At 40.3% G+C, this 20,180-nt stretch carries 19 protein-coding genes, 1 tRNA gene and 1 pseudogene; 17 read left to right on the forward strand and 4 right to left on the reverse strand.

The window, feature by feature from the left end; genetic code table 11:
- The 13 genes and pseudogenes from ABJH64_RS05330 to ABJH64_RS05390 all read left to right on the forward strand — a co-directional run.
- Positions 1-108 (forward strand): annotated as a pseudogene (locus tag ABJH64_RS05330) (DDE transposase); the annotation flags it as partial.
- Between the two features lie 346 nt (positions 109-454).
- Positions 455-1,321, forward strand: a complete 867-nt coding sequence (locus tag ABJH64_RS05335; protein ID WP_348275971.1) for a hypothetical protein — start codon at positions 455-457, stop codon at positions 1,319-1,321.
- 16 nt (positions 1,322-1,337) lie between these two features.
- Positions 1,338-1,628 carry an STAS-like domain-containing protein gene (locus ABJH64_RS05340; protein WP_348275972.1) on the forward strand — a complete coding sequence of 97 codons (291 nt, stop codon included), beginning with the start codon at positions 1,338-1,340 and terminating at the stop codon, positions 1,626-1,628.
- A gap of 345 nt (positions 1,629-1,973) precedes the next feature.
- A complete protein-coding gene (locus ABJH64_RS05345; protein ID WP_348275973.1) occupies positions 1,974-2,714 on the forward strand; it encodes a hypothetical protein in 741 nt (246 codons plus the stop codon).
- 46 nt (positions 2,715-2,760) lie between these two features.
- Positions 2,761-3,798 (forward strand): histidine kinase, encoded by a 1,038-nt coding sequence (locus ABJH64_RS05350; RefSeq protein ID WP_348275974.1) that lies wholly within the window; start codon positions 2,761-2,763, stop codon positions 3,796-3,798.
- Positions 3,795-4,571, forward strand: coding sequence for a LytTR family DNA-binding domain-containing protein (locus tag ABJH64_RS05355; protein WP_348275975.1), 777 nt, complete (start codon positions 3,795-3,797; stop codon positions 4,569-4,571). The genes ABJH64_RS05350 and ABJH64_RS05355 overlap by 4 nt, the downstream gene beginning before the upstream one ends.
- A gap of 625 nt (positions 4,572-5,196) precedes the next feature.
- The gene (locus ABJH64_RS05360) at positions 5,197-6,003 is read left to right on the forward strand and encodes a MotA/TolQ/ExbB proton channel family protein (protein ID WP_348275976.1); all 807 of its coding nucleotides are present in this window, start codon (positions 5,197-5,199) and stop codon (positions 6,001-6,003) included.
- 51 nt (positions 6,004-6,054) lie between these two features.
- Positions 6,055-6,384, forward strand: a complete 330-nt coding sequence (locus tag ABJH64_RS05365) for a hypothetical protein (RefSeq protein ID WP_348275977.1) — start codon at positions 6,055-6,057, stop codon at positions 6,382-6,384.
- 1 nt (position 6,385) lies between these two features.
- Complete coding sequence (locus ABJH64_RS05370) at positions 6,386-7,021, forward strand: biopolymer transporter ExbD (protein WP_348275978.1); 636 nt, start codon at positions 6,386-6,388, stop codon at positions 7,019-7,021.
- Position 7,022: 1 nt separating this feature from the next.
- Positions 7,023-7,484, forward strand: coding sequence for a biopolymer transporter ExbD (locus tag ABJH64_RS05375; RefSeq protein WP_348275979.1), 462 nt, complete (start codon positions 7,023-7,025; stop codon positions 7,482-7,484).
- A 59-nt stretch (positions 7,485-7,543) separates the two neighbouring features.
- Positions 7,544-8,857: an MFS transporter gene (locus ABJH64_RS05380; RefSeq protein ID WP_348275980.1), complete on the forward strand. Its 1,314-nt coding sequence runs from the start codon at positions 7,544-7,546 to the stop codon at positions 8,855-8,857.
- Positions 8,858-8,859: 2 nt separating this feature from the next.
- Positions 8,860-10,329 (forward strand): NAD(P)H-hydrate dehydratase, encoded by a 1,470-nt coding sequence (locus ABJH64_RS05385; RefSeq protein ID WP_348275981.1) that lies wholly within the window; start codon positions 8,860-8,862, stop codon positions 10,327-10,329.
- A gap of 62 nt (positions 10,330-10,391) precedes the next feature.
- A complete protein-coding gene (locus tag ABJH64_RS05390; protein ID WP_348299035.1) occupies positions 10,392-11,579 on the forward strand; it encodes an MFS transporter in 1,188 nt (395 codons plus the stop codon).
- Between the two features lie 38 nt (positions 11,580-11,617).
- Here ABJH64_RS05390 and asnS read toward each other — a convergent pair whose 3' ends face one another.
- Positions 11,618-13,069: an asparagine--tRNA ligase gene (asnS, locus tag ABJH64_RS05395; RefSeq protein WP_348276661.1), complete on the reverse strand. Its 1,452-nt coding sequence runs from the start codon at positions 13,067-13,069 to the stop codon at positions 11,618-11,620.
- Positions 13,070-13,245: 176 nt separating this feature from the next.
- Between asnS and rpoN the strand changes: the two genes are divergently transcribed.
- Complete coding sequence (gene rpoN / locus ABJH64_RS05400) at positions 13,246-14,700, forward strand: RNA polymerase factor sigma-54 (protein WP_348299033.1); 1,455 nt, start codon at positions 13,246-13,248, stop codon at positions 14,698-14,700.
- Positions 14,701-14,762: 62 nt separating this feature from the next.
- Positions 14,763-15,320 carry a PA-phosphatase gene (locus ABJH64_RS05405; RefSeq protein WP_348337707.1) on the forward strand — a complete coding sequence of 186 codons (558 nt, stop codon included), beginning with the start codon at positions 14,763-14,765 and terminating at the stop codon, positions 15,318-15,320.
- 46 nt (positions 15,321-15,366) lie between these two features.
- Here the strand turns inward: ABJH64_RS05405 and ABJH64_RS05410 are convergent, their stop codons facing one another.
- Positions 15,367-16,122: a porin family protein gene (locus tag ABJH64_RS05410; RefSeq protein ID WP_348274285.1), complete on the reverse strand. Its 756-nt coding sequence runs from the start codon at positions 16,120-16,122 to the stop codon at positions 15,367-15,369.
- Positions 16,123-16,303: 181 nt separating this feature from the next.
- On the opposite strand from ABJH64_RS05410, the gene ABJH64_RS05415 reads away from it, so the two are divergent.
- A tRNA-Arg gene (locus tag ABJH64_RS05415) sits at positions 16,304-16,377 on the forward strand.
- A 259-nt stretch (positions 16,378-16,636) separates the two neighbouring features.
- Positions 16,637-16,882 carry a hypothetical protein gene (locus tag ABJH64_RS05420; protein WP_348274286.1) on the forward strand — a complete coding sequence of 82 codons (246 nt, stop codon included), beginning with the start codon at positions 16,637-16,639 and terminating at the stop codon, positions 16,880-16,882.
- Here the strand turns inward: ABJH64_RS05420 and ABJH64_RS05425 are convergent.
- Both ABJH64_RS05425 and yidC read right to left on the reverse strand, forming a co-directional pair.
- The gene (locus tag ABJH64_RS05425) at positions 16,879-18,258 is read right to left on the reverse strand and encodes a glycoside hydrolase family 140 protein (protein WP_348274287.1); all 1,380 of its coding nucleotides are present in this window, start codon (positions 18,256-18,258) and stop codon (positions 16,879-16,881) included. The genes ABJH64_RS05420 and ABJH64_RS05425 overlap by 4 nt on opposite strands.
- A 95-nt stretch (positions 18,259-18,353) precedes the next feature.
- Positions 18,354-20,162 (reverse strand): membrane protein insertase YidC, encoded by a 1,809-nt coding sequence (gene yidC / locus ABJH64_RS05430; protein ID WP_348274288.1) that lies wholly within the window; start codon positions 20,160-20,162, stop codon positions 18,354-18,356.
- Positions 20,163-20,180 lie beyond the last annotated feature (18 nt).

A 20,180-nucleotide genomic window follows, 5' to 3' on the forward strand; every position in this document is an offset into this window, starting at 1 on the left:
GCATCAGCAGAATCATTCAATGCAAAAATAAAAGCATTCAGGGCTCAGTTCAGAGGAGTCACCAACATTGAATTCTTCCTGTTCAGACTATCTAACATCTATGCGTGAATAAACCTGCTCCCCAGATATTCAGACTGATCCATCTTTTTTTCTAATTAACGTACATAGGTTTATTAAATCTTCATTTAATCAAAATATGATAGGTAAGGCTTTGAGGAATGTATATCAGTGTAAAGTTTCAATCGTCCTATTTGTTTTATTTGGAACTTTTTAAATTGAGGCTAGAACAAATCGTAAGATTATTGACCTATGGATTTAACTAGTGTTTTGGGAGGGTGTAATGATACGAGAGATTTCATCTCCCAATTTAAGAACTTAGAAAGTTGTTATTTAACTTCGGTTTTATTCCGCCTGTGAATAAGTCAATGAACGTAGATTCAATATGAAAATTTAAATGACTACATTATTAATTAAAAGTAGGTCTGATTATTCCAAACTGTATGACTTGATAAGGAAGGATTTTTTTAATAATGAAATTCGAATTATTCTTCAGCAGAAATTCTTACTTCCGTTTGATATCTTAGTTCTCACTCAGTTTATTATTCATGAGCTTACTCAGAATTGTGACGTCTATTTAGAGGCTGAAAATGACGGTGTTTTGAAGTATATTCAAGCTATAGGTCTTCTCGGTTTTTGTCAAAAAAATCATTCAGAATCAACAGAAATTAATGAAATACCAAGTTTTACCGCAATGCCAATTAAAAGGCTTACGAGGGAAACAATGGACTATTACATTAATAAGACTCAGATTTATTTCGAATCAATTTGCCATGGAAAAGATTTGGGTGTCTTAAATATTGCTTTGGCGGAATTGATAAATAATGTTCATGATCATGCAAAGTCTCCAATTGATTCTTACGTTTTCTGCCAATACTATCCAACAAATGGTGAAATCATTATTGCAGTTTCTGATTTGGGAATTGGGATTCCGTATTCAGTTAATTCATTCATGAAGCGCAGTGGTAAACCGCTTTTATCGTTAGAAGATAGCATTAAATGGGCGCTTGAATTTAAAAAAACCACTCAATCTATGCCTCATAATGCTGGAAGGGGACTAGATACAATTGCATCTTTTCTTGAAACAATTCAAGGGGAATGGAGTCTATATTCGGATTCTGTGAAAATGGAGTCCAGTCCTCCTAACAACAAATTCTTGGAAAATCCAGTTAAAAATTTTAAAGGAACGATTATTGAAATATCCATAAAAGTTTCCAACTTAGAAGAGAAGAATGTTGAGGATTCGTTTAACTGGGATATTTAATCTAAATTTGCACCCTATGAAAATCAGGCTTAACGATATTGTTACTGAAACTTACTCAAACTCAGCAGGTTATAAGCTGTATATTGAGTTAAAAGGCTATGTGAGTCAAAATTCTCCTATTGAATTGTCTTTCTTAGGATCGACTCCTACTTCCTCTTCATTTTTGAATTCTTCCTTTGGGACAATGATTGAAGAATTAGGATTAGCAAAATTTAAAGCTCTAATTAAACCTGTAGATATTTCAAATTCTCAAGCGTCTATGCTTAGACATTACATTAATACATTTAATTCTGGAATGAAAGCTTAGGTTAAAATATTTGATATTTAGAAAGGGATTGAGGTAAACTCAGTCCCTTTTTGTTTTCTATACCTTGATGACTTTCCTATATCAAAAGTATAAACGTTTTATGAAAAGTCACTACAAAGTATAGATGATCGGAAGTAGGGTTCCGTCTCGTTGGATTCTCGCCCATTCATTACATTATTGCATGTGGTGGAGGTGACTTTGACACAAAATCGAAATCGAGCATAGCTAGCTCATTGCCACATTCAACTCATTCATTTGGTATTTTCCTTAGCTTATTTGAATCCAATTCTTCTTGCCCCAACTCATGAGTAGGTTTGAGCATCAATTCAAACAAACACTACTCACATGAACAAGGAACTTATCTTTCTCAGAACTTTTGCTATCACTACTGGATTGGCTACATCCACCTTTCTATTTTCGTCATTTCGGGAAAATGGAAATCAAACTTTTGAGACCATTGACGTGCAGCGAATCAATATCGTGGAGGCAGATGGCACTGTCAAAATGATCGTGACCAATGCCGGTCTTTTTCCTAATGGCGCTGATCAAATCAACGGTAGAAACACCAATGCCGATAGAAAAAAACGTGCGGGAATGCTGTTTTTTAATGAAGATGGAATTGAATGTGGCGGCTTGATCTACGATGGGGAGAAAAAGGAAAATGGTCATAGCTCGGGGCTTTCCTTGACTTTTGACCAGTATGATGGTGATCAAGTGATGCAACTCTTGACGACGGACTCGCAGCGAGGTGATGAGCGCTATGTAAGCTCAAGTCTGGTGTTCAATGATCGTCCGGCAAAAGAAACTCAGGAGAAAACCAGAGAAATCATGGCAGAACTGTCAGCTCTCCGTGCTTCAGATCCAGAAGCATTCAAAGACAAATATGCCGAATACCAAAAAATGGAATTGATCGGGGGAGCGCCAAGAATTATGCTTGGTAAGTCTAGAAGTCAAAACAACGGACTATTTTTGTTTGACGATCAAGGGAAACCTAGAGCTATGTTTTATTTGGACAAGGATAATAATCCAAAGTTGGAGGCTTTCGACGCCGAAGGAAACGTGACAAGTACTTGGCCAGAAAAATAAAGTAATCAAGCGGTGGGAGCCACTTCCCACCGCCTACTCTTTACTAATGAAGCACCTTTTGCAGAGATTACAATTATCGCCAGGTTTTTTACTTTTTATAGTTGCCTTTGCATACCTGGATTCCATCAAGTCCAGAGTAGCTCCAGGGCAACTCGTGAATGCCTATACTTTTACGCCAGAGGCGGTCATTATAGCTATTTTCAATATTTTCCTTATTGTCTTATTGCTTCGCTTTTTCTTCAAGCGTATTCATGGCGATCATTTTCCATTTAATTGGAAGCGGGGAGGACTTAGTTTTTTTGCAGGTTTAGTTGGCTGGGTTTTGCTAAGTAATGTGATGGCATTTTTGTTCTCTTGGACTTTTGGAACGATTGATCGCAACTTTCTGCCGGAGTTGGTAATTAGCTCCAATCTTAACTATATCCTCAACTTTATTATTTACGGAGGCTTTTATTTTGCCTATTTATTATTTCAAAAATTTCAATCCCATCAGCAGTCGCTCGCGGCATATGAGGTAGCCTTTGCGGACTCGACTATACAGCAACTGAAGCAGCAGCTGAATCCACATTTCTTATTTAATAACCTGAATGTATTGGACCAGCTGATCGAGGAAGATCCTAAAGCAGCCTCTCAGTTTCTCCATGATTTTGCTGATATCTATCGCTATGCATTAGATACCTCAGAGCGGAAACTTGTCAGCTTACAAGAGGAGGCAGATTTTGCTCAAAATTATTTCCGGCTACTTAGTCAAAAGTTTGGCAATGGATACCAGCTCTCAATCGACATTGAGGGTGGGGCGTATCAGCTGCCACCACTTAGTTTGCAGCTCCTAGTGGAGAATGCAGTGCTTCACAATCAGGCAAAAAAGGATTTTCCCATCGCTATAAAAGTGAGTCAGTCTGAGTCCTTTTTGACGGTCAGCAACACAAAAAATCTTTACAAATACAAAAAGAAGGGAAATGGCAAAGGATTGGATAACCTCAAAAAGCAATTTCAATTACTCAGTACTCAGGGAATACAACTAGAAGAAAGTGACACATTATTTACGGTCAGGTTACCCTTGATCGAGCCAAAAAGTTTATGATTAGAGTCGTACTAGTGGAAGACGAGCTTCCCGCGAGAAATAAGATTAAGCGTTTTCTGAATGATTTGGGAGATTCAATAGAAATCATTGAAGAATGCGATTCGGTGGAGTTTGCGCTGGCTTTTTTTGAGAAAAATCCGAAGGTGGACCTGTTGATATCAGATATTGAACTCCTGGATGGGAATGCTTTTCAGATCTTTCAGGAGGTGAAGCTTTCTTGCCCGATTATTTTTACCACGGCCTACAATCAATTTTGGATGCAAGCCTTTGAGTCCAATGGCATCGAGTATTTGCTGAAGCCATTTGATTTTGCGCGCTTTCAAAAAGCTTGGAATAAATTTAAGCTTTTAGCTAAATCAAACGATTTTCAGGCTGAAGCCATTTTGAGACTAGCGCAACTTTTGGAAGAAAAAGTTGAGGCGAAACCTGTGCATAAGAGCCGATGGATTATTCCCAATGCCAAAGGATCTTATCTTTTAGCTAGTGAAGAGATTAGTTATTTTTCTGCTGAAAATGGCGTGGTCTGGGCTCATGATCAAGTTGGCAAGCGTCATTTGCTACAGGAAGCTACGCTCAAAGAGGTAGAAAATCAGTTGGACGAAGCGCAGTTTTTCCGAATTAGCAGAAGCCACCTTGTCCATCAGAAATATGTGGAGGGCATGGAGCGATACAGCAAAAATGCCGTATCCGTGAAAATGAAAGGAACGGAAAAGCTGTTGATGTGTAGCCAAAGTGCGACACCTGCTTTCATGAAGTGGATTACGACGGCTTGAGGTGAATCATTTTGCATTTAGCCAGTAGGTTACAATCTGTGTAAGGAATTGGAATTAGGGTTTACTAGACGCAGGCCTACTTTTCTATAAAGACCAGCTACGGCAAGGCAGCTAGACGATTGACCCCAACTAGGTTTTTATCTTGAGCTAGACATACGCAGACGAAATTTTGAAGCAATCATTTGGGAGATCATCAGGTCATTTTTAACCAAAAGGAATTTAGCTGCTATTTATTTGAGCACTTGACGGTTCAGAAGCCAACCTTGGGATCAGAAAAAAATCACTTTAAATAAAGTGATCTAGGTACAACATACAAAAACCACTAAGTCAACGTATTCTGAACGATTAAATAAAAGCAGGCCTATCTGAGACGATTTAATTTTTCTTTCTGAGAAAAATTAAGAACCTTACCAGCGAGTTTTGAAGGCTTGTCTCTTTTTTAGATGTAAAAGGAAATACGTCCGTTCGTGTAAAAGCTTGCTTATGCTAAAGATATAAGCCTGAATTTTCACAAAATTCTAAAAGAGTCGTTTGTTTTTTGAATTTAAAAAATGATAACTTTAAAACTCGATTCCATAGTAGAAACCATTTAACCTTTATCAAAAGTCTATTTAAAATCCACATTATGAGAAAGTTAATCGCTTTGTTCATGCTTGCAGGCATCCTATTTGCACCCGTTTTTGCTAACGCACAAGAGGCAGAAGAGACTGCAGCACAAGAAGAAACAACCCCAGTAGCAGTTGAGCCTGCTTCATCTCCCACCATTGTAGATGATGAGATCGTCGCAGAGGAGCAAAGTTTCCACCAAGTAGTAAAAGAGAAATTCATCGAAGGTGATCCTCTTTACATGACTCCAGTATTGATCTGTTTGATCTTGGGTCTAGCGGTTGCTTTGGAAAGAATCATCACATTGAACCTTTCTACGACCAACACTAAGAAATTGTTGATCAAAGTAGAAGATGCCCTTGAATCAGGAGGAGTTGAAGCCGCAAAGGATCTTACTAAAAGCACTAAAGGCCCTGTAGCTTCGATCTTTACTCAAGGTCTGATGAGATACTCAGAAGGAATCGAAATGGTAGAGAAATCTATTATTGCTTATGGTTCAGTAGAAATGGGTAGATTAGAAAAAGGTCTTATTTGGATCTCTTTGTTTATCTCTCTTGCTCCAATGTTGGGATTCATGGGTACTGTAATCGGTATGATCGGTGCATTCGACTCTATTGAGGCAGCAGGTGATATCTCTCCTTCCCTAGTAGCAGGTGGTATCAAAATCGCCCTTTTGACTACAGTTGCTGGTTTGATCGTTGCGATTATCCTTCAATTGTTCTACAACTACTTAGTATCTAAAATTGATTCTTTGGTTAATGACATGGAAGATGCTTCTATCTCATTGGTTGATATCTTAGTTAAGCACAAGCTGACTGGCAAATAAGCTGTCAAACTGTACTACTTAAATAATTATTAACCTCAAAGAAATTACATTATGGATACTTATGATATCTTATTATACGGAAGTTACCTATTAGTAATACTTGGAGCTGCAGTTGCGATTTTATTGCCCCTAATCAAGTCTTTGGATGATCCTAAAAGCTTGCTTAAGACTGCTGCAGGTATTGTCGGTATAGTTGTATTATTCTTCATTGCCTACTCTATTTCAAGCAACGAAGTACTTCCTAAATTTGAAGCATCACCTTTCAACTTGACCCCTGCTGGATCGCAGTTGGTCGGTGGAATGCTCATCACCACTTACATTCTGTCTATTCTTGCTCTTGGTAGCATTTTGTTGACAGAAGTGACTAAAGCGATAAAGTAATATGGCTAGAAAGAAAAATAGAATGGGTACGGATGTCAATGCAGGCTCTATGGCAGATATTGCTTTCCTGCTACTGATCTTCTTTCTCGTCACTACCACGATTGCATCGGACAAGGGTATTTTGAATGTCCTTCCTCCGAAATTGGACCCGAATAATCCACCCCCTGAGATTGATTTGAATGAAAGAAATATCTTTGTAATTCGAATCAATTCTAACGATCAGTATTTGATTGAAAATGAATATAGAGAAAATACAGACGGGCTGGATGAAGAGATGAAGGCATTCATTTTGAACTTTGGTTCACCAGATGAGGAAGGTATTGCTCTATACAACGGCCTGCCTGCTTCATTGAAAGCACTAGCTGCTAGAATTCCGGAGTCTTCAGATGATCCAGGAGAAGCTGTTATCTCTATTAAGACTGACCGTGGTACAAGCTACGAGAAGTATCTTGAGGTATTTGACTTAGCTAAGAAAGCATATTTCGATATTTATGCAGCTCGAGTTAACTTGAGTACAGATGAGTACAGAGCTTTGACCGGTAAAAATGATGCAGAGGAAAGTCTGATAGATCGTGGAAAAGAAGGGATACCGATGGCGATATCTATTGCAGAACCTGATAAAATAGGAGGGAATTAATATGTCAAAGTTTAAGAAAAAGAAAATGGCAGACCCTGGTATTTCCACTGCCTCACTTCCAGACATTGTATTTATGTTGTTGTTCTTCTTTATGGTGACTACCGTATTGAGAGAGCAGGAAATATTGGTGGAGCAGAAAATACCTTCAGCTACTCAGCTGCAAAAGTTACAGAAGAAAACGCTTATCTCTTATATTTTCATTGGAAAGCCTAAGAATACAGCGCTTTATGGAACGGAGCCAAGAGTACAAGCAAATGATGCGCTTTTGCAAACTCCAGAAATCGTGCAATGGGTCAACCAAGAGCGTGATATGCTTCCTGAATCAGATAGAGGTGGTATAACTATCTCTATGAAGGTCGATAGAGACGTAAAAATGGGGCCTATCTCTGACGTTCAGAATGAATTGAGAGAAGCCGATGCACGAAGAATCCTTTATGCATCAATCGGAAAAGTTCAAAAGTAATTTTACGTTTATTTTATTCTAAAGCTATCCTGTAAACCGGGATAGCTTTTTTTTGTACTATGGATTCATCTTTACTACACACTAAGAAGGTTCAAAATTCATGGGCCATGTACGACTGGGCAAACTCAGTCTATAGCCTTGTAATTACTTCCACCATTTTCCCTGTTTATTTTAATAGTGTCACTAAAGGGCTCAATGCCAATGATACGGTTGATTTTTTTGGTTTTGAGATCATCAACACCGTCCTGTACTCCTATTCTATTTCTTTTTCATTTCTGATTATTGCGCTGATCTCACCGATTCTTTCTGGTATTGCTGATGCTAGCGGTAAAAAGCTTCAGTTCATGAAGTTCTTTGCTTATATGGGTTCTTTATCTTGTGTAGCTTTATTCTTCTTTGATAGGAATAATCTTGAGTGGGGCATATGTTTTAGTGTTTTGGCCAGTATTGGCTATGCTGGAAGTATAGTTTTTTACAACGCCTATTTGCCAGAGATTACTACCCCAGACAAATATGATCTTTTAAGTGCCAAAGGGTTTGCTCTAGGATATATCGGGAGCGTGATCCTGCTGATAATTAATTTGCTCATGATCCAATTTCCATCTTGGTTTTTGCTTTCAGATGATGGGATGGCAGCACGGTTTTCCTTTTTGATTACTGGATTTTGGTGGGCTGGATTTTCTCAAATTCCGTTCAGAAATCTTCCCCAGAATCCTTTTGGAAAGGATATTAAGAAAGAGTTTTTAGTAAAAGGGTATCAAGAAATCAAAAAGGTGTGGAATGAAGTGAAGCATATTAAAGTGATGTCTCGCTTCTTAGCCTCCTTCTTTTTTTACTCCATGGGCGTTCAGACGGTCATGTACCTAGCCGCTACGTTTGGTGATAAAGAGCTGGGATTACCGGGAGATCAGTTGATCATTACTATTTTAATCATTCAGATAGTAGCTATCGCCGGTAGCTATTTATTTGCCTATGTTTCTAAAAAGTTTGGGAATAAGCGAAGTTTAGTTGTTATGGTGCTCATTTGGGTTGGAATATGTGCAGGGGCATATTTTGTATATACTGTGTATGAGTTCTTTGCATTAGCCTTTGTTGTTGGATTGGTGATGGGAGGTATTCAATCCCTATCAAGATCCACATTCTCCAAATTAATCCCACGGAGTACCACAGATCATGCTTCTTATTTTAGTTTCTATGATGTAACTGAGAAATTGGCGATTGTCATGGGTACTTTTTCCTATGGAGTAATTGAACAGTTGACTGGAAGTATGCGGAATTCAGCCCTTTCCTTGGGTATTTTTTTTCTAGTTGGTTTAGGTTTCCTACTTTTAATAACTATCCCTAAAAAAGGGTTAGAAACTAAAGAAGCCTAGTGATGCAAAAAATTCTATCTGGGGAAAAGGTAAAGGTTTTGGATTCCAATCAAATTAAGTTGAGTGGAAAATCAAGTCATGCGCTAATGGAAGCTGCAGCAAATGCTTTTGTCAACTGGTTTTTGTCCCAAGGCTTTTCTCCTACCAATGCTATTTTTGTTGCGGTGGGAGCGGGTAACAATGGGGGTGATGGGTTAGCGATTGCGAGACTTTTAACTCATCATTCTTTTTCTGTTTCAATTCTTCCATGTTTTGATTCCGTTGGTAGTTTGAGCCAAGATGTATTTTTGAATTACAACTCTCTTCCTGATTCTGTTGAGATTATATCTTTTGATGAGTCGATATTTACAGAAAAGTCCATTTTGATTGACGCCTATTTGGGTGTCGGACTGAAAGGTGAACTTCGGTCCAAAGCTGCTGAGATTATCTGCCAGCTGAACGAATTTCCCGGGACAATTTTAAGTGTTGATGTGCCTTCGGGGTTGCCATCGGATGACATAGTCTCGGCAACTGCCGTGAAAGCAGATTTTACAGTTAGTTTCGAATTTCCAAAGATTTCATTGATTCTTCCAGAGAATGCGGAGTATGTAGGTGAGTTGATTGTTCTTAAAATTGGCATCCTCGATGAAGCCTACCGTTCGCTTGATTCACAGTTGTATTTCCTAGAGGCTCAAGATATTCCTCAGTTACATAAAACATTTAACAGATTCAGCCATAAAGGTGATTTGGGCAAGGTTTTACTGATCGGCGGCAGTATGGGTAAAATGGGAGCTTTGGTTCTTACTTCCAAAAGCGCTTTGCGAACAGGTTCTGGCTTAGTAACCTGCCATCTGGATATTAAAGAAAGATTTATTGTTCAGACTAACTTACCAGAGGCTATGGTTATTTGGGGATTTCTGAACGATCCAGAACAGTATGATGCCGTTGGTATTGGGCCAGGTTGGGGAAAGAAGGATCGCGAGGATTTTTTAAGGAAATTCTTAGAGGCTTACAAAAAACCAATTGTAGTAGATGCTGACGCATTGAATCTTCTGGCTAACAGTCCAGATTTACTCAGTCTATTACCCAAAAATTCAATACTAACTCCTCATATAGGTGAATTCACCCGATTGGCAGGCAAGGCTCATGATCATTTGGAGCGCCTTGAAATGGCCAAAAAGTTTGCTGTAGAGAATGAGTTAATCTTAGTGCTCAAAGGAGCAAACACTGTTATAAGCTTGCCTGATGGACGCCAAGTGGTAAACTCCTCAGGGACTAAATACATGGCTTCCGGAGGGTCTGGAGATGTGCTTACTGGAATGATTACATCTTTTTTGGGGATGGGTTATTCTCCAGAGAATGCGGCTCTTTGTGGAGTTTTTCATCATGGATTGGCTGGAGAAATTGCTTCCAAATCCAAAAGAAGAGCCATGATAGCGAGTGATATCATTGACGCCATTGCGGAGACATATATACAATTAAATATTTCCTGACCTGTCCCATCTAGGCAAACTATCCAGGCTTATCTGAAGTTCATAGCCTATCTATTTTTATTATGAACAAAGAAAAACTTCTGCTTTGGACTCTGGCAGCAATTAATTTTATCCATATAGTAGATTTCATGATCTTGATGCCTTTGGGCCCTCAGCTCATGAGATTGTTTGATATTTCTCCTAGAGAATTTGGCTTATTAGTTTCATGCTATACCTTCAGCGCGGGAATATCTAGTTTTTTTGGTGCATTCGTGTTGGATCGATTCGATCGAAAGAAGATCCTAGTGTGGGTATATGTAGGGTTTGCGATTGCTACTTTAGGTTGTGCATTATCCCCTAGCTATTCGTTTTTATTGGTTGCACGAGTGATTTCCGGTTTATTTGGAGGCTTGACCTCTGCATTGATTTTGGCTATAATCGGTGATGTAATTCCTGATTCCCGAAGGGGAAGAGCAATGGGACTGGTGATGGCAGCGTTTTCTGTAGCGTCGGTTTTAGGTGTTCCGCTAGGCTTGTTTTTAGCTAGTTTGTCCGATTGGCATACTCCGTTTTTTATTCTCACAGGATTGTCAATTTTGGCTTTGGGAATGATTATTAACTACATCCCAAACATCACTGAGCATCTTCAAAATGACATCAAAAGGCCTAATCCTTTAGAAGTTATTAGAAGAGTGACTAATGATTCCAATCAAATGAGGGCGATCACACTCTCGGTCATGATGATGTTTGGGCAGTTTATGATAATCCCGTTTTTGAGTCCTTATACGGTTTCCAACGTCGGCTTCACTGAACTTCAGCTTACCTACATTTATATGGCGGGAGGGGCTTTTACGATCTTTACTTCGCCATGGGTTGGGAAGCTATCCGATAAGTATGGCAAGCAAAAAATCTTTATCATTTTCATGCTTCTTAATCTGATTCCTATTGCCATCATTACCCATCTGGGAGTTACGCCCATTCCTTTTGTGCTGATGGTTTCTACGCTGTTCTTTGTCACTTCTAACGGCAGATATGTCCCTGCTGCTGCGATTGTCACAGGAACGGCTAAGCCAGAGAATAGGGGGAGTTTTTTGAGTTTCAATTCAGCTGTGCAACAATTGGCTACTGGCGCCGCCTCTTTGCTGGCAGGGCTAATTATCGGTGAAAATGCTGCAGGAGAATTGACTAATTACAATCTCGTCGGTTACATCGCCATTGCATGTAGTTTGGTATGTATTCCACTTGCCAAGAGAATTAAAGTGGTGAGCTAAAAAAGCCCGACATTTCTGACGGGCTTTCGTGTATATTTTTAGAACTCTGCGTTTCCAGGTGTTCTTGGAAAAGCGATCACATCTCTGATATTTCCCATTCCTGTGACGAAGAGTACCATCCGCTCAAAGCCCAATCCGAAGCCGGCGTGCGGCGTAGATCCAAATCTTCTGGTGTCTAAGTACCACCACATCTCCTCCTGTGGGATATTCATTTCCTCCATTCTTGCGGTAAGCACGTCCATACGCTCTTCACGCTGAGAACCTCCGACTATTTCACCTATTCCAGGGAAAAGAATATCCATAGCAGCTACAGTTTTTCCGTCGTCATTTTGACGCATGTAGAAGGACTTGATGTCTTTTGGGTAATCAGTAAGGATCACCGGTTTTTTGAAATGCTTCTCAACCAAATAACGCTCGTGCTCTGATTGAAGATCGGCTCCCCATGCATCGATCAGATAGGAGAATTTCTTTTTCTTATTCAGGTTGGAATTCCTCAAAATATCAATTGCCTCCGTGTAGGTGATTCTTACAAAGTCATTATCAACGACAAATCTCAGCTTATCCATCAGGCTCATTTCACTTCTCTGATCAGCTGGTTTTATCTTTTCTTCCTCTTGAAGTCTTGAGTCTAGGAAAGCCAAATCCTCAGCACAGGTGTCTAGCGCATATCTGATTACATATTTCAAGAAATCTTCAGCCAAGTTCGCATTATCTTCTGCATCGTAAAACGCCATTTCAGGCTCAATCATCCAGAATTCAGCAAGGTGACGTGTCGTATTGGAATTCTCTGCACGGAAAGTAGGGCCAAACGTATAGATATCAGCCAATGCCATCGCTGCCAATTCACCTTCTAATTGGCCGGAAACTGTCAGGTTGGTTTCTCTTTCGAAGAAATCTTGCTTGTAATCTATAGCTCCCTCGGTAGTCCTTGGAGGGTTTTTTAAGTCTAGCGTTGTTACTTTAAACGTCTCTCCAGCACCTTCAGCATCCGAAGCGGTGATGATAGGTGTATGTATATAGAAAAAGCCCTTGTCGTTGAAGTACTTATGAACTGCAAATGCCAACGCATGTCTTACTCTAAATACAGCGCTGAAGGTATTGGTCCGCATTCTCAGGTGCGCATTTTCCCGAAGGAACTCCATCGAGTGCTTCTTTGGTTGCAAAGGATATTTTTCTGGATCTGCTTCGCCGAGAACTTCAATAGCGGTAGCATTTAATTCAGAACTTTGTCCTGCACCTTGTGATTCAACCACATTTCCCGTCACTTTCAGACAAGCTCCGGTAGTACATTTTTTTAGAATTTCCTCTGAAATCAAGTTCGGATCAGCCACCACTTGGTAATTGGTAATGATTGAGCCATCATTCAGCGCAATGAAAGAAACATTTTTGTTTCCTCTTTTTGTGCGAACCCAGCCCATGAGCGTCACTTCTGTACCAATCGGATGCGTATCCAGGATGGTCTTGATTTTGACTCGTTTATTAAATGCCATTTGGTGATTAGTTAATGCAGTTTTAAAATCCTGCGGATAGTTAAAAGGAATGCAAAAAAACGATTAAATAAGCTTTTTATCAAAAGATTGCTCCTTTTTCCTAACTTTGGCATAAGGGCTTTTTCCGAGGAAAAGGCCTTTTTTGAACCCAAACAGCAGGTTTTACCCCATATTGAATGCAAAAGTTAAATCTTAGCCAATCACTTTCCCAGAAGCTTTCACCTCAGCAGATCCAATTTATCAAGTTGCTGCAGGTCCCTACAGCTGAATTGGACACAAGAATCGAAGAGGAACTCGAGATTAATCCAGCTTTGGAAGAGGGCAAGACGGAAGAAAAAGAAAGTGCCGATGACGACTTTGAGGAAAGTTATGAAGAGGAATCGCCACAGGATGATCGCGACGTAAATATCGACGACTATTTGGATGATGAGTATGGCGGATATAAAATGCAAGGTGACGGCAACTATAATGCTGACGAAGAGGATCGAGAAATTCCGATTTCAAGTCAAACTTCACTCCATGAGCAGCTTGTTTCGCAGTTGAATTTTCTCCGACTGGATGAAAGGAAAAAAATCATCGGTGAGCAACTGATCGGAAGCATTGAGAATGACGGCTACATCCGAAGAGATCTCGAAGCAATCATCAATGACCTAGCTTTCAGCCAAAATATTGAAACGGATGTCGATGAATTGGAAGAAATCCTCCGCAAAATCCAAACCTTTGATCCGGCAGGAATAGCTTCCAGAAACCTACAGGAATGTCTCACTATTCAGCTAGAGCGTAAGGAGCATCCGGATGATCCTACCGTTCAGAATGCGCTGAAGATCATGAATGATTGCTTCGATGAATTTACGAAGAAGCATTACTCCAAAATCCAGAAGCGCTGCGACCTCAGTGATGAGGAGACTAAGGAAGCTGTAAATTTAATTACTAAGCTTAACCCTAAACCGGGAGGAGTGGCTGATGGATTGGTTAGAACCCAATATATCATCCCTGACTTCATGCTGACCAATACTGCTGGCAAATTTGAAATCAGTCTGAACTCTAAAAATGCGCCTGAATTGAGAATCTCCAGATCCTATTCGGAGATGTTTGATGCTTACGACAAGAGTGATAAGAAAGACAAAAAGCTGAAGGAAACGGTAACTTTTGTAAAGCAGAAGCTAGATGCCGCCAAATGGTTCATCGATGCGATAAAGCAAAGGCAAAACACGCTTTTGAGAACAATGGAAGCTATACTTCAGTACCAAAAGGAGTTTTTTGTCGATGGAGATGAGACAAATCTTCGGCCGATGATCCTAAAAGATATTGCTGAAAAAATCGATATGGACATATCCACTGTATCTAGAGTGGCGAATAGTAAGGCGATCCAGACGGAGTTCGGTGTCTATCCGCTCAAGTATTTCTTTTCCGAAGGTATCGCTACGGATAGTGGGGAAGATGTGAGTAACCGTGAGGTGAAGTCTGTACTTCAAAGTATGGTGGACGCTGAGGATAAAAAGAAACCGCTCTCGGACGACAAACTTGTCAAAATGCTCAACAATAAGGGGTATAACATCGCCAGAAGAACGGTGGCTAAGTACCGCGAGCAGCTACAAATACCTGTTGCTAGGCTAAGAAAAGAATTATAGTGGGGAGGGTTTTTTCGTTGATAATTTCAGTTGTATTACAACCGCTGGTCATCCCATCTCTGGTGGCTGCATTAGCCTTATTTGTAGTTCCAGAGGCTACTTCAATTCCCGAATCATTTAAGCCAAGGATATTTTATCTCATTTCGCTATCCACTTTAGCTATTCCCATGATTACTATTTTCGGATTACGGTTAAGCGGATCGCTGAAAAGTATTCATATGGCTGAGATGAAGGATAGGGCTATTCCGTTCACTATTACTAGTATATATTATATTCTTACAGTTTACTTTTTGATGCAGATAAAAGAATTGGATCCCATTCTAGGGGAGGTTCTAGCGGTCATCACAGTAGCTATTGTGATTCTGACGTTAGTTTCTTTCTTCTGGAAAATGTCTGCGCACATGACAGGCATGGGTGGACTGATCGCTGCAGTGCTAGTTCTTGGGTTGAAATTCCCCACATTTCAACCGCTCTATTTTTTATTGGGGTCATTGGTATTAGCAGGCCTAGTAGGGACAGTTAGACTTTATCTCGATGCTCATAAACCAATGGAGATTTATGTGGGTTTAATATTTGGGTTTGTCCTCTGTTTTGTAGGGTTTAGCTGGATTTGGGCATAAAAAAAACCGAACATAAGCCCGGTTTTTTATTTCATTAAGAATCTTCTTAGAAAACGTTCACAGCAACACCAAAGTTGATTTGCGTTGCTTCTGATCCATTTGGTCCAAGACCTTTCTGGAATACTTGATTCAGTCCAAAGTAACTCCAGGCATAAAACCCAGGAGAACCTGCTTTGACTGATATTCCATAGCGGAATTTTTCGAAACCATAATTTTGAGAGTCTTTAATCTGTCTTTTTAGATCTGACGAGTCTTCATACCTTACTTTAGTATGGGCCTCGTATAAGTAGCCTAGTTTACCACCTACACTGACTTGGAATCCTTTAGTGTAGTTGGTTTTGTTGAAATGGTAAGTGATGTCTATCGGGATGTCAAAATAATTAGCCGCCACCACATTTTTCTTAATATTGATATCGTCTCCCAATACATCCGTAATGTCTTTCAAAACGCTGGACTCGGGACCAAGTGCAGGATTGTTGTAAAGCGTTTGATCGTCTTTGAAGGCGTATTTATCTGTGCCTATTCCGATTCCAATGTCCATCGTAAAGCCTGAGGCTTCGCCAAAAATCGCAACTGGATATTGGTAATAGACATTAAAAGTTCTAGAAGCAAAGAAATTGATGCTCATGTCCTCAGATCTGTTATTGAGCTGATTGAATCCAAACTCAAACTTCAAATCACTTGGTATGTTTGGTCTTCCGCCGACGGGACTCTTTGACTTTTTAGCAATTTGTAGGCTGTCCTGAGCGAAAGCCGTTTGGATCAAAGCAAAGGCAAGTAGGAAGGTGTATATTTTTTTCATCAAATTGGTTTACTTAAAATGCACTCAATGCGGGCAAAAATAGGGAATCTCAGAGGATTTACCCCTTTTTTGATCTTAATTATTCTTAAGGAGAAACGAAGCTATATTTATAAAATTGTGAATTTCTTATTGTGGGGTATTTGGATAAAATCGAATTTTGGATACCTTTGCATTCCAATTCGGCTTCGTAGCTCAACTGAATAGAGCACCTGATTACGGCTCAGGAGGTTTCAAGTTTGAATCTTGACGAGGTCACAAAGCTCAACTTCACGGTTGGGCTTTTTTTATTTTAGGTGTTTTGGGATTGGTAGAGAAGCTGGAAATCAATTGATTAGTGCTTACTGAATAGAACTGGGAAAAGTATCAAGTTTGATTTTCGTCTTCTGTCTGGAGAAACATAGTTATTTTGGGTACTTGCCAGGTTGTGGATCATTCTAAATCAATTAAATTTTCAGCTCTAATGGATCGTAATGCTAGCGCAATTACTATTTTTACCCAAGTCAAGATCTCTCCAATGAAAAAGTGCTTCCCTTTCCTAGTTTTATTTTTGGCTGGCTGTAGTCTTTTTGAGGATACCAAACTGGTGGATATTGAGGAAATAAACGGGCCATGCACCATGATTCTAATAGATGGAACCAGTGTGGTAAGCAGTGGAAATATAGAAATCAGTAAGACTACTAAGACAATTACCTACCGGGATGAAGCGAATAAACTTTGGTCGCTTTTTGTCGAGGATTACAGTAGCTATTCTTGCAATTAATCGATAGAATCTACGATCAATACCCAGTCATTTCCTCTTCCCGAACTAGGAGTGCGAATCGGTAAACTCGTTTCTTTTGAGAGGGGGGAACCTCCATTTCCAGGAAATTCAACTCCTGTACGTGGATCAAACCAAGTGACTTTAAATGCGGTGCCTGTGAGATTCTCCAAATTAATTGAGATTGATTTTCCGTCAGGGAAATAGAAAAACCCATAACTTCCTTTTTTGTCGCGGGTAGCTGACACATAGGTTTCATCATCTAGCTGTTGCTCCACGATCATACTTTGATCAGGTATTCGCTCAAAATATGGCCGGCTGATCATAAGTTTTTTCAGGTGTTTCATCTGGTTAGCGGCCTCCAGATCCAAAGATTGATGCCAAGGCTTAAGGGGGGCATTTACCGGTTTTTTGTCCAGATCGAACATCTGCCACACTGCATGGCATCCATAGGTCTGACCTGCTGCTCCGGCAAATACATTCCAGTACATAATTTTACGAATGTCCGTTGCTTCACTGTAACCCTGATTTTTGGCGTCAAAGCATTTTGGGTGCTCTTCATACATAGGCTCGGCGTCGATAGTTGGTTTTGCAGGATTCAAGGCTAGATCGTGATGGATTTTCTGGTAAGTCGCCTGATTAGGACAATGACCGGTCTGATGCATGTTAAAGTCCAACCAGTCTTCCGAATGAAACCAATTTGAACTTCCGCCTGGGGCTGTAGGCTGCGGGTGAAAGGTCATCAGCTGTCGGTTTTCGGGATTTTGTTGTTCCATGATTCCCCGGGCCATTTCATTCCAGATCGCTCTATCGTTGGAGTTTTTACGAGGGTTGCGATCTCCGCCTAGCACCCATATCAGGTTCTTTTGATTCCGGTACCGGTTGCCTATCCATTTGCCGTAAGCATAGGCAGAAGCTTCATCAAATATCACCGGACCCTGTCCCCAATTATCCAATGCTACTTTGTCACCCCACGTGGGTAGCAACGCAATGTGAAGGCCTCGCTCCAACGCCATATCCATGACCTGATCGACATGCCGGAAATACGCTTCATTGGGCTGGGTGTACTGCTCATCCAGAAATGGTTTGTCCCCATTGGTATTTGGATCGTTGAGCCCATTTTCTTCGGCGAGTACTACAGCTTGGATTACATTAAATCCTTGATCCGCTCGCTTAGTGAAGTACATCTTTGTTTCTTCCTGATTGAGACGGTGAAATAACTCCCAAGCAGTATCTGCCGTCCAGAAAAAGGGTTGTCCTTCAGCATCCATGAAATATCGCTGATTCGGGTGAATTCTTATGGGGCCAGTGATCTGCTGCGCAAATAAAGTCTGAATCAGACATAACTGAAAAATCCAAAAGCTGAATGAAATCTTCATTTTGATCGGATAAAGTAAGTTGAAGCTTAAGCCAAATTGGTTATTTTGAAAAACGAAAGCAAAAAAAGAACCCTAGTTGGGCTCTTTTTAATGTGTTACTTTTTACGGCTAGATTCACTTGCTTTCATCGCATCTTCCAATTTCTGCTGGAATTTTGATTTTTTCTTATTCACGTTTTTCGCTTTGCTTTCTTCCACTTTAGCGCGGATTTTTTCATCATCTACAAATAGCTTGATCAACGCCTGCTGCCCAAAAGTCACCATGTTGGATACGAAGTAGTAAAAGCTCAATCCAGCTGGATAGGAGTTCAAAATAAACATGAACATCACCGGCATGATGTAACCCAGGTTTTTCATTGGGCCAGTAGCCGTGGTAAGCTGATTATTGAAATGCGTGTAAATGATCTGCGACACGGTCATCAGCAAGGTAAACATACTTACATGTGATCCATAGAATGGAATAGTGAACGGTAGCTTGAAGAACGTATCGTAGGTAGATAGATCAGTGGCCCAAAGGAAGGACTCCTGACGAAGTTCGATAGCATTTGGGAAGAAAAAGAACATTGCAAAGAGGAATGGCATCTGCAATACCATCGGAAGACAACCCGAAATCGGGCTTACTCCCAGCTTCGAGAAGAGCTTCATTTGTTCCTGCTGCATCTTCGTTGCGTCGTCTCCGTATTTTTCCTTCAGTTCATCGATCTCAGGCTTGATCACACGCATTTTGGCCATTCCTATGTACGACTTGTAGGTTAGTGGAAAAAGAGCCAGTTTGATCAGGAAAACGATGATGATAATGATTACACCGTAGTTCGTGAAGAATTTCTCCAGGAAAGCAAAAAGATTAACAATGATGTACTTATTCACCCAGCTGACGAAGAAGTACCCCATGTCCACATTATCTTCAAATCCATCGGTTACCCTTTTCAGAGTTTTGTATTTATCCGGACCGAAGTAATAAGTGAAGCCAGCTTTACCCTCCTGAAGTGGAATAGAGAGAGTGGTGGCCATCGTGCGTACGATTGTACTATCTTCCACAGGAGTACTTTGGGTGATAGATACATTTTGAAAGTCAGTATCTGCTATTAGCGCTGCAGTAAAGAATCGCTGACTAAATCCTACCCATTTCACTGGTTCGGCTATCGATTCCTGCTCAAGGTCATCTCCAGCACCTAAGTTATCAAAAGAGCCCTCAGCAGTATAGTAGTTTAACCTCGCTTGTCTTCTAGATTCAGCCAAATTGCTTTCTTGAGCGATCACTTGATCCTCCCAAGAGAATGCTAGTTCATTGCCTGTTAATACCCCCTGGTATCGATCGATTTCGACTGATTTGTGTACTTGATAGCTATCATCTGCCAATGTGAAAGTCTGGGTGATTTTCCCACTTTCCGTTCCGGCAGTTAAAGTCAACACTTGGGAGCTCACGCCTTCTTCATCTTGGATGCTTTCTATGGATGAAGTGAAATAAAGATCACTTAGCGTGAGGGGTCCATTTGCACTTTCTATGGTGAAGTCCATTTTTGAACTCTCCTCGTTGAGAAGTTCCAATGGCTCCATATTCCAATTTTTGTATTCTTTTAGAATTACTTCTTTTACCTGTGCGCCTCTAGATGAGATTTTCACCTGAATCAGCTCATTTTCTAAGGTAAGAGTTTCTTCTTCTCCTACTGTAAGAGTTGCCAGCACGCCATATTTGGCTACCCGTGCAGCATCTAGAGTACTGTCGTTTTCAGAAATAGACTCGGCAATAGTCTGTTGATCGGCAGTAGATGATGGAGTTGATTCTGTCTGAGTGGTTGTGGGTGTTTCCACTTCAGGAATCTCAGGAGTACTCGCAAAGAAAAACGAATAGACTAAGATTACTGCTGCAAAAAGAATCAAACCCGTTGCTTGATTTCTGTCCATAAATATTAATCGTAAACC

The sequence above is a fragment of the Algoriphagus sp. genome (assembly GCF_039969895.1).
Lineage (GTDB): Bacteria > Bacteroidota > Bacteroidia > Cytophagales > Cyclobacteriaceae > Algoriphagus.